The organism is Litorilituus sediminis, assembly GCF_004295665.1.
GTDB lineage: Bacteria > Pseudomonadota > Gammaproteobacteria > Enterobacterales > Alteromonadaceae > Colwellia > Colwellia sediminis.
The window spans coordinates 1,593,892-1,610,189 of the sequence record NZ_CP034759.1; the positions used below are offsets into that span (position 1 = coordinate 1,593,892).

General features: G+C 39.7%; 13 protein-coding genes. 3 read left to right on the forward strand and 10 right to left on the reverse strand.

What is annotated here, in order from left to right; translation table 11 throughout:
* Positions 1-20 precede the first annotated feature (20 nt).
* Together nagK and EMK97_RS07145 are read right to left on the reverse strand one after the other, a co-directional pair.
* Complete coding sequence (nagK, locus tag EMK97_RS07140) at positions 21-923, reverse strand: N-acetylglucosamine kinase (protein ID WP_130600742.1); 903 nt, start codon at positions 921-923, stop codon at positions 21-23.
* Between the two features lie 229 nt (positions 924-1,152).
* Positions 1,153-3,840, reverse strand: coding sequence for a family 20 glycosylhydrolase (locus EMK97_RS07145; RefSeq protein ID WP_130600744.1), 2,688 nt, complete (start codon positions 3,838-3,840; stop codon positions 1,153-1,155).
* Positions 3,841-4,055: 215 nt separating this feature from the next.
* Between EMK97_RS07145 and EMK97_RS07150 the strand changes: the two genes are divergently transcribed.
* The gene (locus EMK97_RS07150) at positions 4,056-4,763 is read left to right on the forward strand and encodes a SapC family protein (RefSeq protein WP_130600746.1); all 708 of its coding nucleotides are present in this window, start codon (positions 4,056-4,058) and stop codon (positions 4,761-4,763) included.
* A 53-nt stretch (positions 4,764-4,816) separates the two neighbouring features.
* On the opposite strand, the gene EMK97_RS07155 is transcribed toward EMK97_RS07150, so the two are convergent.
* The 4 genes from EMK97_RS07155 to pgi form a co-directional block, all read right to left on the reverse strand.
* Positions 4,817-5,464 carry a putative 2OG-Fe(II) oxygenase gene (locus EMK97_RS07155; protein ID WP_130600748.1) on the reverse strand — a complete coding sequence of 216 codons (648 nt, stop codon included), beginning with the start codon at positions 5,462-5,464 and terminating at the stop codon, positions 4,817-4,819.
* A gap of 32 nt (positions 5,465-5,496) precedes the next feature.
* Positions 5,497-7,020 carry a tryptophan halogenase family protein gene (locus tag EMK97_RS07160; RefSeq protein WP_130600750.1) on the reverse strand — a complete coding sequence of 508 codons (1,524 nt, stop codon included), beginning with the start codon at positions 7,018-7,020 and terminating at the stop codon, positions 5,497-5,499.
* A gap of 85 nt (positions 7,021-7,105) precedes the next feature.
* On the reverse strand, positions 7,106-9,763 hold the full coding sequence (locus EMK97_RS07165; RefSeq protein WP_130600752.1) for a TonB-dependent receptor: 2,658 nt from the start codon (positions 9,761-9,763) through the stop codon (positions 7,106-7,108).
* 475 nt (positions 9,764-10,238) lie between these two features.
* Positions 10,239-11,879 (reverse strand): glucose-6-phosphate isomerase, encoded by a 1,641-nt coding sequence (pgi, locus tag EMK97_RS07170; protein WP_130600754.1) that lies wholly within the window; start codon positions 11,877-11,879, stop codon positions 10,239-10,241.
* Between the two features lie 314 nt (positions 11,880-12,193).
* On the opposite strand from pgi, the gene EMK97_RS07175 reads away from it, so the two are divergent.
* On the forward strand, positions 12,194-13,216 hold the full coding sequence (locus EMK97_RS07175) for a LacI family DNA-binding transcriptional regulator (RefSeq protein WP_130600756.1): 1,023 nt from the start codon (positions 12,194-12,196) through the stop codon (positions 13,214-13,216).
* Between the two features lie 126 nt (positions 13,217-13,342).
* Here EMK97_RS07175 and EMK97_RS19035 read toward each other — a convergent pair whose 3' ends face one another.
* The 3 genes from EMK97_RS19035 to EMK97_RS07185 all read right to left on the reverse strand — a co-directional run bounded on the left by EMK97_RS19035 (position 13,343) and on the right by EMK97_RS07185 (position 14,713).
* Positions 13,343-13,519, reverse strand: a complete 177-nt coding sequence (locus tag EMK97_RS19035) for a hypothetical protein (RefSeq protein ID WP_170176733.1) — start codon at positions 13,517-13,519, stop codon at positions 13,343-13,345.
* A gap of 81 nt (positions 13,520-13,600) precedes the next feature.
* A complete protein-coding gene (gene rraB, locus EMK97_RS07180) occupies positions 13,601-13,951 on the reverse strand; it encodes a ribonuclease E inhibitor RraB (protein WP_130600758.1) in 351 nt (116 codons plus the stop codon).
* Between the two features lie 24 nt (positions 13,952-13,975).
* Positions 13,976-14,713 (reverse strand): 1-acylglycerol-3-phosphate O-acyltransferase, encoded by a 738-nt coding sequence (locus EMK97_RS07185; RefSeq protein ID WP_130600760.1) that lies wholly within the window; start codon positions 14,711-14,713, stop codon positions 13,976-13,978.
* Between the two features lie 264 nt (positions 14,714-14,977).
* Here EMK97_RS07185 and EMK97_RS07190 point away from each other — a divergent pair, with 264 nt between their 5' ends.
* A complete protein-coding gene (locus EMK97_RS07190) occupies positions 14,978-15,508 on the forward strand; it encodes a hypothetical protein (protein WP_130600762.1) in 531 nt (176 codons plus the stop codon).
* 24 nt (positions 15,509-15,532) lie between these two features.
* On the opposite strand, the gene EMK97_RS07195 is transcribed toward EMK97_RS07190, so the two are convergent.
* Complete coding sequence (locus EMK97_RS07195) at positions 15,533-16,288, reverse strand: response regulator transcription factor (RefSeq protein WP_130600764.1); 756 nt, start codon at positions 16,286-16,288, stop codon at positions 15,533-15,535.
* Positions 16,289-16,298 lie beyond the last annotated feature (10 nt).

The following is a 16,298-nucleotide window of genomic DNA, read 5'->3' on the forward strand; positions in this document are numbered from 1 at the left end:
AGTATACCAACTTAATAGCATTACGCTTGAAGTTTAGCGTGTTGCTTACGGGCAAATAAAACTGAACCAACCTCTGGCGGACTTAACGGCTCAGACAGTTGCGCTTGAATCTCTTTTGCAAGCCATGGCTTTAATCGCGGGGTTAAACCGCCAATCATTGACATGCGCTTTGGATTCTTAGCCCAAAGCGTTCTTGCAATACTGTTAATGTATTCGGCGCCTTCTTCTACTATACCAAGCGCAACCTTATCGCCTGCTTCAGCAGCATCAAAAACAAGATTCGCCAGTTGTGCATAATAGGTCGCCACTTTACCTGCGATGGCTTCGACTAATTCGGTATCATCTTTACAATTAAGCTTCTTAAGTAGTACTTGGTTCATGCTTGATGGTTCAATAACACCGTCAATTGAGAGCAATACATGTTTAGCCGCTTGTAAACCAAACCATGCACCACTGCCTTTATCACCATGTGGGAAACCGTGTGCACCAATAATAAACTCTTCATCGTCTATGCATGAGAAACCGCACGAACCGGTGCCTGAAATCATTACAGCACCATCTTGGCCTTGATGCGCGCCTAAGCAAGCAATAAGCAAATCTGTTGCTAAATACATGTGCTTAAACGGATGTTGCCATGATTGCATTTTGTCAAAGAGTACAGGTAAATTAACGCCTGCTAAACCGACACCAGCTATAAGCTCATTTAATTCAATATGCGCTAAGCCTGCATCTTCTAAGGCCAGCTTGGCTGATTCGGTAATTGAGTTGGTTGCTTGTTCAAATCCATGTAAAGGGTTACCTGGGCCTGCAATGCCAGTACCAAGTATTTGGTTATCTTTATTCATAACAATGGCTTTACACTTACTGCCGCCACCATCAATACCTAAAAATAACTCATTGTCTATATCACTGCTTTTCAGCATACCAACCTCTAACTAACTATGTTGTCTCAATATAGTTTTCACAAACATACTCACCTAATATTTGGGAAAAATATATCGCTCACTTTTTGATTGTTTTCATCTTATCGCCAAATGACAGCGTTGTCATTTACTTTTTTTACAAATTCAGCGCTTTTTTTACATTCTGCCAAATAAAAGAAGTAACCAGTTGATAATTAAATAATTATCAACTGGTATGATTTCGAAAAACTTAACCTGCTTGCTTAACTGATGTGGTACGGCCTGCTCGATTACCATTTAGGCTACGGCTGCGTACTTTCACATCACCTGTCACTTCAACTGGCCCTTGATAGCGTTGCCACTGTCCATCTGCCACTTGATACTCAATCGTTAAGCCTGGAAAAGCAATGTTGGCATGTAATTTACCTGCTTTGATTATCGCGCCTACCGTCGGTAAACGATAATCAATATTAGCCAACTCTAACTTGGCAAATTCTTTTTGCCCTAAGGTTTGTGCAAACACGCGCCATTGCTTATCGCGCTGTTGCTGCATTTCACTAGTAAAGGCATTCGTGTCTTGGCTATATTTCGCCCCTTGATAATTGTAAGGTACAGCCCAATCAGCTAAATGCCATGCTCTTTCAGCAAGTGCTAATAAACGTGGGAAGACTTTATGTTCTACCGTATTATCGGTGCGAGTATTTTCACTCCATAACTGGCCTTGAATTCCTAAAAAGCGTGTACCGCTGACCAAAGGTGTTTTAGTGTCATCAGCTTCATATGGGTTTTCATTTCTATCAAACCAGAACTCCGCATGTACTGGCAAATTGTCGGGCATAAACTGGAAAACTTTTTCAGTGTTAGTTTGACGAGATGCCCAGTAATAGCCATGCTCTTTCGGATCTGCTTCATACGGGAAGTCAAAATACAGTGCATCTGGGCTTGAGATAACCACTTGCCAATCACGATTTGCTAAGCCATGTACTTTTGAGTGACCGCCCCAAAATAACGCATCCCAAGCATTAGCCTGTACAATGGCTGGCATATTCTCTTTGCGCGTATGCTCCATGCCATCGCTCCAGCCAGCGGTTTCAATATCAAGATCAGATAAGATACCCGCAACACGTTCAATAAAATAAGCGCCCAACTCTTTCATATCGGTAACGCCTTTATCATTGTTAGCAACAAAGGCTTTACAAGCAGGCGAATCAACCCAAGCACCCGCGGTTTCATCAGCGCCAATATGATAACGGGTCAGTGGCTGACCAGCCTCAGCGTGAATTTTCTTCACTTGCGTCATCACTTCAATAACGAAATCATATGAAGACTCTAAACAAACATTAATGGTGTTATCACCATAAAACTGAACAGAAGAGTATTTGGTGGTATCGTCAAAATCATCAAGTAAAAATTGTTTCGCTTTAGCTTCATCTTCTTGCGCTTGGTATTTTTTATAACGCGCCGTCATAGCTTTAACCGATGAACGCGAATGTCCTGGCATATCTAACGATGGGATAACCTGAATATGACGTGCTGTTGCCGCCTTTAATATCTCTTGATAATCAGCAACTGAGTAGTAGCCATTGACTGAACTGTTTTCATCAACACCAGCACCAAGCTGTGGCATTAAGCAATTTTGCTCTTGGGTATCAAAACAGCGTTTAGCGCCAATTTGTGTCAGCTCAGGTAGGCTTGGTATTTCTAAACGCCAACCTTCATCGTCACCAAGGTGTAAGTGTAATTTGTTTAACTTATATGCCGCCATTTGATCGAGTAAATCAAGAATAAATGCTTTCGAGTGAAAGTTTCGAGCAACGTCGACTAACATACCACGAAAGGCATAATGCGGCTCATCAACCACCTCAAGCAAAGGCAATGAATTTGAGCCTAAAGTAACCAATGAGGCAAGCGACATTAAACCATTAAACACGCCAGTTTCATCAACACCTTCAACGGCAATCCCCGAAGCGGTTACCGATAAATGATAACTACCTATCGGCTTACTATCATCCGCAGCAATATTAAGCACCAAGGGTAAGGCATCTTTTGCAGAGCTAATATTTACAGATAAATCAGCTAATCTTGCTAAAGCTGCATCAACACCTTGCTGGGAGACATTGCCCAAATCTAATTTCAAACCTTTTGCTACATCAACTGTCGCGCCGTTATCTCTATAAGTCACCGACTTAGGCGTAGGAATTATTTGCTTGGCTATAGTAGGCTGTAAAGCTAGCTTATGACTATCAAACATCTCAGCGTTACGCTGGTATAAAGATGCGCTATTTAGCCATTGGGTCTTATCTTTGGCATTACGCTTAAACTGTTTTTCATGATCAGTAATAGCGACAACATGCGACAGCATTTCTAAGCCAGTTTCTTCGTCAATATAAGGTTTAGTACTTTCAATAACATGCGCTTTGCTATTATCAGCACTGACGATATAGTTTGGCATCGCATCAGATTCAGCCAGTGACCAGTATTGTGCTCTAAAGCGCAAGCGCTTAGTTTCACCCTGGGCAAAACCTGTAAAGTTATCCTTTAAAGTGAGCAAATGTAAATCACCATTAAGGTGTTTAACACTTAGCTGGTCACTTTCGTAAGACTGAATGGGTGATATTTGACTAAAATGAATACGCCAATCTTTAGCGCTAATGGCTTTAGTTGCAGTAAAAGCAATTTCAGCTTCAAAACAAAGGCCATCGGCAATATCTTTATTACACTGCTCAGACGGAATATTGGTTAATACTTGATATTTAACCTGCAAACTTTCAGCAATTGCTTTAACATCTTTTTCAGTCGCAGAATGTAAAGCTATTAACGGATGTTCTGCCTGCTTAGTTTCACTGTTAACGCTGTTTTCACTGGCAGGCGTATTCGAGTCACATGCCATTAAAGTTAAGCTTGATGCGATAGCTAATGCTAAAAATCTTTTCTTCATTATATCTTCCGTCTTGAAATCAGCAGCAGTGATGAAACTATCAATGTGCTTATGCGCTGAAAAAAACCAGCCTGATATTTATACTATTCCACAGTTTTGACAGCGCTGTCAAAACTAATTATGCTTAAGCAAGTAAAAACATTGGCGGATGAGTTCATTTATGTTGAAATGTTGAGTTCATCCGTAAAATTAATCAAATAGAATGGCTGTTCCCTATGAGTAATAAAACCCCACTGCATAACGAAGCACATAAAGCGTTAAAAGTAACGGCAAGTAACGATTTTAGCCGTTTTAAGGCACAACACTTAATACCCGTTGTTGTACAAGAGTTTGCTCCTTTAGCTGCTGAATTCCCGATTGTGTTTGTTAAAAATTCAGACAATGGCCAATTTATTCCTGTTGCTTTAATGGGTTTAAAAGAAGGGGAAAACTTATACTGTCAAACAAACGAATGGCATAGCCCAGTGACACCGCTTGGCTTTAGAAACGCCCCGTTTTCTTTAGCTAAAGCTAGTGAGGATAGTAACGAAGCTACTGTTTGCATTGACTTAGATGATCCTCAAGTCAACTCAGAAGATGGTCAGGCACTGTTTGATGATAAGGGTGAGCAAACTGAATTCTTAAAAAATCGTTCAAATGCGTTACTTGAGCTAGCACAATTCTCTCAACAAACCACGGCCATCACGCAATATTTCGCACAAAAAGACTTGCTTGTATCACAACAATTAACCGTGAAATTAAATGAGCAACCGCTTACTATTAATGGCTTATATTTAATTGACGAGAAGAAACTAGCTGAGCTAGCAACGCCAGAATTTGAAGACATACGAAGCAAGGGCTTATTACCATTAATTTATGCCCACCTAAACTCTTTGCACCAAATCAACCGCTTAACCATGAAGCAACTGCAAAAAGACAAGTAATACGATACAGCACCTGTTGATTTAGCCTATGACAACTCTAGGCTAAATCATCACTAACGTGGTGGAAAACCAACCTCGATAATAATGCAACTACGTGGCAAGTCGCTATTATGCACGCTAGTTGCATGAAAGGCTTTAGCATCATGACACACTAAACGCCCTGCTTTTGATGCAATTTTATATTGCTTGTCTAGGGGGTATTCCTTAGCGCTAGCCCCCCGCATTAGCTCAAAATTATCATCATCGATAAAAATCAAATCAGCACTCTCATCAGGAACCTGAGTGTAGAATATGGCCACTAAATGCGGAATAGACCAATCTTCACCAGCATGGCGATGGGCAACGGCATCACAACCTTTTGTCATTCGATTAACCCAAGTACGATGATACTTCATTTTTTTAATATTGCGGGTTTTATCCAAACCCAATGCTTGCGCTGATTGATATAGGTTTCTTAGAATCCAAACTCCTAAGCGGGTTTGCTTAAAGTTTAGAATTTCTGGGATCACTAAACTTTGCGATAAATGCACTGTGGAAAATGCCCTACCCCCTTGAGCATCATCAACATTTTCTTTGTTAATCACTTCAGGTAAAGCAAATAATTCATCGAGAATATTGTCCATGGCGACTTTTGTTTCAAGCTGAGCGTAATCGTCAAAATCATACACACAAATAGTTTGATTAAATACCTGTTGCTGCATAAGCGTTACCTTTTGATCTTACCATGCTTCAATTAACGAGCTTGCATCGCTGCTTTTAAGCCCAACAGCCAATCTTTATGTTTCATTAAATGCTCTGGTGCTTTGGCAACTAAGTCATCATTTTGCAGCAACAAGCTTTTGCTGTGTTGTTGCTCTGCATCTGATATAGCAAGGGCTTTGGTCTGATATTTCATACCATAAAGCACATAGAGAAAGTTTTTATCATCGAACATATCAAAACGGCTAAAAAAATCTGACTGCTGTGGTGGTTTAGATTTAAACTTATTAAGCCTTTGAATTAGCTCATCGGAGTAAGTTGCCGGATCGCGATTTTCACACCAAAATGCCGAGTCGGTCTTGTCAGATAAGCAATAGTGCAATTTAATAAAATCGACAGTGCGTTGCCACGCATAGCTAACCACCTCATTATAGTAGGGAGTTGTTGAATCAATCTCTGCTAACTCACGCGGAAAGTTACGGGCTAACAATTCCGCGGAAAAATCAGATAACAATATTGACGTTGCTTCTAAAGGCTCTAAAAAGCCTTGCGCTAAGCCTAAGGCGACACAGTTGTTTTGCCAGAAGGTTTCTCGATAGCCAATTTTCATAGGCAACTTTCTAGGATTAAAATCTTTACTATCAATGCCAAGGTACTCGGCATAAAGCGCTTTGGCTTCTTGTTCATCCATATGACGACTGGAGTAAACAAAGCCAGTACCACGCCTAGTGGTTAATGGAATATCCCAAATCCAGCCTGCTTTATGTGCTGTGGCGGTAGTATATGGGTTTAATGCTTCCTCTTCTGAAATAGGGACTTGTTGTACCAACACCGTATCGGTTAGTAGCTCATCAGCCTTAGAGATAAAAGGTACCTTTAAGGCTTTATCGATTAAAATTGAGGAAAAACCGCTACAATCAACATAAAAATCATAAGCAAGTAGCTCACCCTGCTTAGTTTCTAAGTGGCTAATATTGCCCTTATCACACAATTTTGCTCCGGTCACCGTGGCAAATTGATGCTGTACTTTAAATCTTTGTTTGGCATTATTGGCTAATAGCTGGGCAAACTTTGCCGCATCAAAATGATACGCGTACGACAACTGCCCTTGATACTCACCTGAACTCTTTAGCTTGGGCGCAAGCCCTAATTCACATACTCGCGCTTGTATACCGACATCATCAAATGGTCTGTGTTGTTCGTGAGCAAGCCAGTAAGGCGTGGCATTAAAGCCTTGCGGATATGGCGCATCAAATGGGTGATAGTAATAATTATCCTGACCATGCTTTTCGCTGTCTAGCCAATTAACAAACTTAATACCTTGCTTAAAGGTGGCATCGCAACTGACTAAAAGCTCAGCTTCAGAGATACCAAAGCGTTCTAATCCTTTCATGATATAAGGCACTGTGCCTTCACCAACACCAATAGTCGGTACATCTGGCGATTCAATGACGGTAATTTCAATATTTTCTTCTGCGTTAAGCTCTGAGCCTAAGTGGTTTGCCGCCAACCAACCGGCAGTGCCAGCCCCAACAATGGCAATTCGTTTTATTTGCATAACGTCCTCACATCATGAAAAAATCAGTAATTTCGGATATAAAAAAACCCAGCCGAAACTGGGTTTTTATTTCAACTAGTTAAGATTAGAAGTTAAAGCTAACACCTAACTTGTACGTAGTTTCACCACTAAATGACCACGTTGGGTAACCATCTTGTAGTGCTGGTTTAACATCAGTACCTGGAGCTGCTGCACCGTATTGGATATCGTCTTCACCCGTTAAGTTAACTACTTCTAACTTAACTAAGATGTTATCAGTTGCATTCCAACCTAAGGTAAGATCTAAAGTACCAAAGTCATCATGCATACGGTTACCATAGTATTTACCGTATTCACGAACCATGTACTCTGAACGCCAGTTATAAGCAGCACGTGCAGAGAAGTCATCATTTTCCCAGTAACCTACTAAGTTAGCGGTATGGTCTGAAGACTCAGTAAATACACCAATATTATCAGTGTAAACTTCAGCAGGAGCGGCACCGTCAGTGAAGGTATAGTTAGCGTTTACACCAAAACCGTTATCCCACGCATGGTTAATTTGTAGCTCGATACCATCGATAGTACCACCGCCAGCATTTTCGTACTGGTGAATAGTCCAGCTATCAACATTACCTTCAGGGTCAATATCTAAGTTTGGTACACCAATTTGTTGGTCAAACTCAGTTGATGCAACGATAAAGTTACTGATGTCTTTAACAAAGTAAGTTGCAGACACTAAGTTACCGTCACCGTAGTAGTACTCGATACTTAAATCAGCTTGCGAAGATTTCATCGGTAATAAACCTGGGCTACCGTAAGTGATTTCTTCGTTACCTTGACGATCATCTGGATAACCAGAAATCGCTGATAAGAATAAGTTATCATAGCTAGGACGCGTAATCGCTTGTGCAGCAGAGAAACGTAATAGTACGTCTTGTGCTAAGTCAAATGACACGTTAAAGCTTGGTAATACATCGTTATAGCTTTCGTTATGGCTAATAACTTCTTCACTCCAACCTGCGTTTGCTGGTAAGTCATCCTCTGGTGAGTTATCAATTTCATGACCATGTGAAGTTACATCTGTGTAGATATAACGTAAACCGAAGTTACCGCGGAAACCGTCACCTTCAAAAGTGAACATACCGTATAATGAGAAGTTATCTTCTTCAATTAAACCGTAACCTGGACGGTTGTATGTAAAGTGGTCAACTAAATCTAAAGTGCCATTAATCATAGCATCTAGGTTTGCTTTTGGAATCGTGTACTCAGCAGCGCCTAGCTTCATTGTACCTGAGTATAAATCTTCAGTATTAAATGAGTTAGGAGCATCGGTATAACGTGCATTGTAGAAAGACTTCTTAAATTCGTGCGAAGTATAACGAACACCCGTTTCAAACTTAGTGATTGCGCCTAAGTCTAAGTCGAAATCTACATCTAATTGAACGTATTTTTCTTCATCTGAGTTAGGACCTTGTACACCAGTCCACTGTGACGTACCAACAGTAGTATCTAATTGATCACGTGTGAAGCTCATATCACGACCGTTAATCGCAATTTGCTTACCAGTTGCGTCAACTTTACCAGCCCATTTCACTTGACCGAAGTTGTCACCCCACCAACCGTAACCAAAGTTTGCACTCATTTGAGTACCACCTTCAGCAGATGTGTTACCAGCTACAGCTGCGATAGCGAAACCATCACCTTCATAATTTACGTTAAATTCGAACGTCTCTGAAGTCATTTCACCTTTACGTGCCCAGTTTTGGAAGAACACATCAGTTGGTGCGCTTTCTGGCGTATCACTAATAGTACACACACCAGCATTGTTAAATTGTTGACAGTTTGACTCACCAGCACCCCAGTTAGTGTCAGTGTTGATGTACATGTTGGCACCGATGCTGTCTGCACCTAGCTCAAGAGATAACATGTGGAAGCCAAACTCTAGGTTATCAGTAGGACGATACTGAATAGTTGCATCTAATGCGGTACGCTCTTGGTTTTGTAAGAAGCTTGATGGCTGAATAGAAGAACGACCACCCCAGTCTAAATCAGACTCAGTACCTACACGTAAATATTCACGATCTACGTATGAACCAGCAACTAAAATACCAAATGTTTCAGAATCGTTTTTCCAGCTATATAAACCAGAGAACTCAGGAGAAACTGTTTCATTGATTGAACCGTACTCACCTTTTAAGCCAGCAAATACAGTGTTGGCATCCATATCTAATGGCTTACGTGTTTTAACGATTACCGTACCACCAATACCACCTTCTACTAGGTTTGCTTGGCTTGACTTATAAACTTCCATGCCACCAATTAACTCAGACGGTAACATTGAGTAGTTAAATGAACGGTCAATGTTTAATTGATCGTACCAACCAGTTGAGGCAACATTTTGACCGTTTAAGGTAGTTAATGTCATCACAGGATCTGTACCACGAATTGATACTGATGCACCTTGACCAAATGAACGGCCTACAGTAACACCAGGAATACGACCTAAGGCTTGACCAACATCTGAATCAGGGAACTGACCAATATCTTCTGCAGAAACAGCATCTACAACTGCATCAGCAAAACGCTTAGCATTTACGCTAGCACGGTTAGAACCACGAATACCAGTAACTTGAATTACTTCAACTTCGTCTTTGTTTATTTCGGCATTAGCTTCATCAGCAGCAATAGCTTGCGATGATGCGCCAGCTAAGATCATAGCAATTGAACTTGCTAGCATGCCTTTTTTAAATGTTTTTGATGACATCGACTTTCCCTTACACACGTTTTGTTTTTTAAAATATTTTTTAATAACTAGGTATAATAATTTTCATGTTTTACGACAGCGCTGTCATCAATTCATGACAACGCTGTCATAAGACACCTAAAACCATACCGTTTATTTTTACATTTGGCTAGATTAAATTAACAAAAAATTGCCTGAAAACAGTCGAAAACAACATAAGTACCTGATTTTATTAAATTTTAAATATTGTAACTTTTGTATTATTTTTCAAGTTTTAAGAAAAAACAGCCAAAAAACGTCTAAAAAAACAACTCGATATTCACATATTTGCATATAAATTCAATTATAAAGGATGAATTTTCACAAGGTAAACTGTTCTTTACACAAAAAAGCCAATTGTTAGCTTAGTAACAATTGGCTTTTTAAAACAATAATCACAACAAAATGACAACAAATGAACAGATAACGCGCTAATCCTGTTCATCTAATTTAGAAACTACTTTGCCTTTTGATAAAATCTCATCAAGCTAGCAGTTGAACAGTCATGATGCTCAGAAATAGCATCATTTTCGAGTTCATGCTGAATGTCAGCCGCTAAACCTTTACCTAATTCAACGCCCCATTGGTCAAATGAACAGATTTGCAAAATAATACCTTGAACAAAAATTTTGTGCTCATAGGCGGCAATAAGGCTACCTAACGTTTTCGGATCAATACGTTTTAATAAAATCGTATTGGTTGGTCTATTGCCCTTATGCACTTTATGTGGTGCTACTTTATCAATGTAGTCAGCTGTGCGCCCTTTCGCTTTTAAATCCGCTCTTACTTGCTTCTCGTCAACCCCGGCCATTAATGCTTGAGTTTGGGCAAAAAAGTTAGCCATTAAGGTTTCATGATGACCTTTAACTGGCGTGACACTCTCCACTGAGCCAATAAAATCAGCCGGAACAACATTATTGCTTTGGTGTAAGTACTGATAAAACGCATGTTGACCATTAATTCCTAACTCCCCCCAAATCGAAGGAACGGTTGCGTAATCAACTTCGTCGCCATGCCAAGTTACTGACTTACCATTACTTTCCATTTCAGCTTGTTGTAAATACGCCGTCAGCATATGTAAGGTTTGATCATAAGGTAAAATGGCTTGTGATTGAGAGCCTAAGAATGTGGTATTCCACACGCTAATAAGCGCCATAATTGCCGGCATATTGTCTTTTAGTGGCGCCTTGATAAAGTGCTGATCCATATCGTGCGCACCTTCGAGTAGCTCCTTAAACTTCTCAAAGCCTAAATCAAGTGCAATGGCTAAACCTATGGCAGACCAAAGGGAGAAGCGGCCACCAACCCAATCCCACATATCAAAAATATTGTCTTCTTCAATACCAAAGCTCATGGCATTTTCTTTATTCGCCGTTACCGCAACAAAGTGCTTAGCAACAGAAGATTCATCGAAAGAAGAGCTGGTTAACCAATTAATTGCCGTTCTTGCATTGGTCATGGTTTCAGTTGTGGTAAAGGTTTTACTTGAGACAATAAAAAGTACTTTCTCAGGATCTAAAGGACGTAAAATTTCGACAATTTGCGCACCATCAACATTAGAAACATAGTGCACATTAACACTATTATCACTGTAATGTTTTAAGGCCTCAGTGACCATTTGCGGCCCTAAATTTGAGCCACCTACACCAATATTAACAATATCGGTAATGCGCTTACCTGAATAACCTTGCCAATGGCCTTCACGTACTTTATTAACAAACGCTTCCATTTTTACCAACTGTTGCTGAACATGTTCAGTGATATTTTCGCCATCAAGTATTAACGGCTCATCACTTTGACGACGCAGCGCGGTATGCAGTACAGCGCGATCTTCGGTTTTATTGATTTTATCACCACGAAACATGCGCTCACGCCACTGCTCAACTTCAGTCTCTTTGGCAAGTGCCAATAAGCTATCAATCGTTTCGCTATCAATTAAGTTTTTCGAGTAATCAAGCAGCATATTGGGCAATTCAATAGAAAACTTATTAAAACGGTCACTATCCTCGGCAAACAATGTATTCATATGCTGAGACTTTTTCACCTGCGCGAGTTGTTGCAACTTCTTCCAACTGGCTAATGTTTGACGAGCTGACATATTTTTTCCTGTAAATAAAATAAGTTTTCGATTAAATGATACATTGAACTAGCGGCTAACACATCAACAAGCCACCCCAAATGTTCAACTGAGCCATTATGTATTTTTATTGATTTTATGCTACCCTATTAAATAATGACAGCGCTGTCAATTGCTATTCTTGCTTAAATAATGGTAATTTTGCATGATATGGCATAATAATTTAGATAAAAATTGCATTAGTTATTGCCGCTTTGCGCAGGAAACACTACCCTATTGCCGCTAATAACAAGATAGTATACAAAAAATAATAACGAGTAAGGCTTAGTCAACCCATGAAAGCGACGATAAACGATGTAGCAAAACACGCGGGAGTCTCGATAAAAACAGTATCTCGAGTCATAAATAATGAGCCATCCGTTAGGCAATTAACACGGGAAAAAGTACAAGCTGCTGTTGATGAATTAAATTATCAACCCAATTTATCTGCAAGAAATCTCGCGGGTACTAAATCATTCAGTATCACCTATGTCTACGACAACCCGAATGCCTACTATGTTATTGATATGCAAGAAGGTATTTTATCAGCCTGTCGTCAACAAGGCTTCGAGTTGCTGATCCACCCATGTGATGCAAAAAATGCCAATATCGCTGATGAAGTGGTTAACATGGTCAAACACTCGCGCACCGCAGGTTTAATCTTAACCCCCCCTTTTTCAGAGATGCCTGAATTCGTTAAACGTATGACAGAGCTTGATGTCAAGGTTGTTCGTATTATGTCGGGCGATATCGCGCCAGATGAATTAACTCCATGTGTTATGGTAAATGATAGGGAAGCGGCGCAAACCATAACTCAACACTTAATTGACCTTGGCCATAAGAAAATTGGCTTTCTCGCGGGTGATGCTGAGCATATGTCAACCATTGAACGATATAAAGGCTATCGACGAGCATTAAAAGCTAATGATATCGCTTTTGATAAACGACTAGTCGTTGAAGGTGAGTACTCATTTGAATCAGGCGTACAAGGAGCAAAGCAACTTATGTCGGCAAGCTCAGCTGATGATATTACCCCAACAGCCGTATTCTCATGTAACGATGAAATTGCTGCCGGTGCTTTATTTGCAGCAAGATTAATGAATATTGCTATACCTGAGCAACTTTCAATTGCTGGCTTTGAGAACAGCCCCTTCTCGCGTCAAACCTGGCCTAAGTTAACCACGGCCGATCAACCGAACAAAGAAATTGCTCAAGATGCTGCCAACTTATTGATTGCCCAAGTACGTAAACAAGAAAGCAAAACCACCACTAGCCAGTATATTCCACAACTGGTTGTTAGAGACTCAACCTCTGCGTAATAACGCTTAAACAGCAACTAAGCTTGTCCCGTCCTGAAATGTGTTTACACTTTTAGGACGGGACAGCTAAAAACAAAAAAGCTAACCAGTTTGGTTAGCTTTTTGCTCTATAAAGTTCAATGTAATTCAATACTTGCGATGAAAACTTTCTCTTGGATTAAAGGTTTCATCTATTTTTCGCATCCGCTCTACATGATTTAAGTGCGCCCTGCGAGCTGCAAAAATAAAAATAGCGAAGATAATAAAAACCAATGCAAATAATACAACTGGCTCGTGCAACAAGGCACCTTGAATCCATTCCATGGCAAAACTCCTTTATTTATGATCAACAATGCATCAATCAATGCTCAATTTATTCTAGCCTATTATAGATTATTTATTCAATTATTCTTCGAAGTAAGTTCCCCAGCCGTCATAATCAACCTGACACTGCTGAGCAAGCTCATACATTTTTTCTGTTTCTTGCTTAAGTATTTTCACATCAAGCATTTGCTCGGTAACAATATCAAAAGCAAAGATTTTAGCGCCATTTTCTAGCTCAGCTTCTTCTGGCTCTTCAACATCTAGCCCTAATTTAAACGCAGCAATTGCGGCTTTTTCTAGCGTATCAAAATTACTGCTAGCAAAATGATGCTCGATAGTGTGATAAACTTCATCATTCGTACCGTCTTCTAACAACTCTTGAATCAGCTGTTCTGTGTGCTCTAACCAATGCTGTAGCTCTTCATTTTTCATGTTTGTACCTAATGTTATCTAATATTATGTCAATGATGGCTTATCTTCTAACGCCGCTTCAGCTGATAATTGAGCTATCTTTTCTTTCATCAAAGCATGGACAATATCAGCGGTATTACGTATACCTTCTCGAGAGCCATCATCAGCATAAATCGGCGCAAGAAACTCTATAATAACTTTACCATTATGCCAACGATTTAACTTAATATTGCCCTGTTGATTACTCGCGCAAATAGGCACTATGGGGACGTTAGCTTGAATGGCTGTTCTAAAAGCGCCAGTTTTAAACGGTAATAAACCTCGGCCATTACTTCGAGTCCCTTCTGGGAATAACCAAACAGATAAACGCTTTTCGCGAATCTTTTCTGCGGTCATGCTGATGGTATTAATCGCCTTACTGGTATTGACTCGATCAATTAAAATATTGCCTGTTAACCAATACATTTGACCAAAAAAGGGAATCCATTTTAAACTTTTTTTACCCACACTTACCGTTGAAGGTCTGACTGCGTGGCTCATGGTAAGTAAATCATAATTGTTTTGATGATTAGCGACATAAACCACGGGAGATAGCTGAGCAATCTCTTTAGAGATCCTCACTTCTACTTCTATTCCCACCAGTTTACTTAAAAGGCTCACGCCTCTGGCAGCATGATATACATTATCGCGGTGAAATGGTTTAAACAAACAATAACAGCACGAAATAATGCTTATCAATATCATGGCAATCGCCATTAATAATAGGCGTACAACAGCTAGCAATTAAAGCTCCCAAAGCATCAATACAAAAACAAGAGAGCGAGTATACAGAAAAACAACTGTTTTGGGTAAATTTACTCTGTCAAAGATATTTAAAATTCTTTTTAGCTAGGTAACTTTTTAATTCAACAAGTTAGTTAAATTTGCCTATATTTAAAGTAAAAAATCTGCAAATTAGTTCTCTTTTAGCCAGCATTTTTATCAAGCTTGGCTATAGTTAGAAAGACCACAATAAAAAACATTATAATAATACCAGCAGGGAATAACATGAGACTAGTAATTGCAATTTTAGCGGTAATGCACTCGTTTGCTGCGTATTCTTTGGAGCTTGAAGATAATGCACCAATGGTTCGTAACTTAAGCTTAACGTCAGTCACAGCAACACAAACAAGCCAAGCAAGCTTTGCCAAACTGGCTATTGATACCAGCTATACAAGTAATGCTGATATCCAGCAGCTGCTTGTTGCGCCATTGGAGATATCAAACGAGAGTTTTCACTTTTCCGGACAATTAACCATACATAAAACTGACAATTTTAATATTGCCATGACAGCAAACCACAACCCAGAATTAAATAATCAAAGTACTTCTTTAAGTCAGCATTTAAATCATAAGCAATTATCTATTGAACGACAAAATACCAGTCACTATGGCTTAGTTGGTAGCTATTTATTAACACCGTCATGGCAAGTAAGTGGTGGTATTGTTCACTCAGTACCAACAACAGAGCTTAATAGAGCCTACCAAGGCGAAAACACTAACAGCATCGCCTTGATAGGAACAAGCTATTCGTTCTAAACACTAGCTCAACCTTAGCTCGGCTTAATTTAACTTAGTTAGCATGTAACCTTGTCCCCAAATGGTTTCAATCTGTACTTGCTTTAAGCCTTCAAGCGCTAACTTTTCTCTAAGTTGCGACATTCTTACATCCACAGTACGCTCAACACCGTTATATGCGCGCCCAAGCAACTGAGTATATATCGCATCCCGCGTTAAAATCCTACCTTCATGCTGCATTAGTAATTTCAGTAAGTTGAACTCAAATCCCGTTAACTTAACCGCTTTACCGCTAACAAAGCACTTTTGCGATTTAGGCTGTAACAATATCTCGGCTAAAGATATATCACTAGCTTCATTGTAATCTACTCTATCTTGTTGTCGTCGAAATAGTGACGTAATCCGAGCCGTTAGAATATTTATTGAAATAGGTTTCACTAAATAATCATCAGCCCCTAAGTTAAAGGCTTTAACTTGCTCTGCTTCACTATCGCGAGAAGTCAGTACAATCAGTAAACCGGTAAAGGTTTCACGGATCTCTTTAATTATTGACAGCTGTTCAAGGCTAACAAAGCCAATATCAAGCAATACCATATCTGCTTGTGCGCTGGTAATAACCTCATTCAAATCGGCCTGATGGCGCGTTTGTTCTACCTCAAAGCCTTTTCTAGATAAAAATGACTTAAGAGAATTTGATAGAAACAAATCATTCTCAATAAGCAAGATATTACCTTGAGGGGCAAGTTGTTTTGGAGCCTGATACATTGACTCTTTTTCAATAAGGTTTGTATATGCAGTCATAACTTTTCTC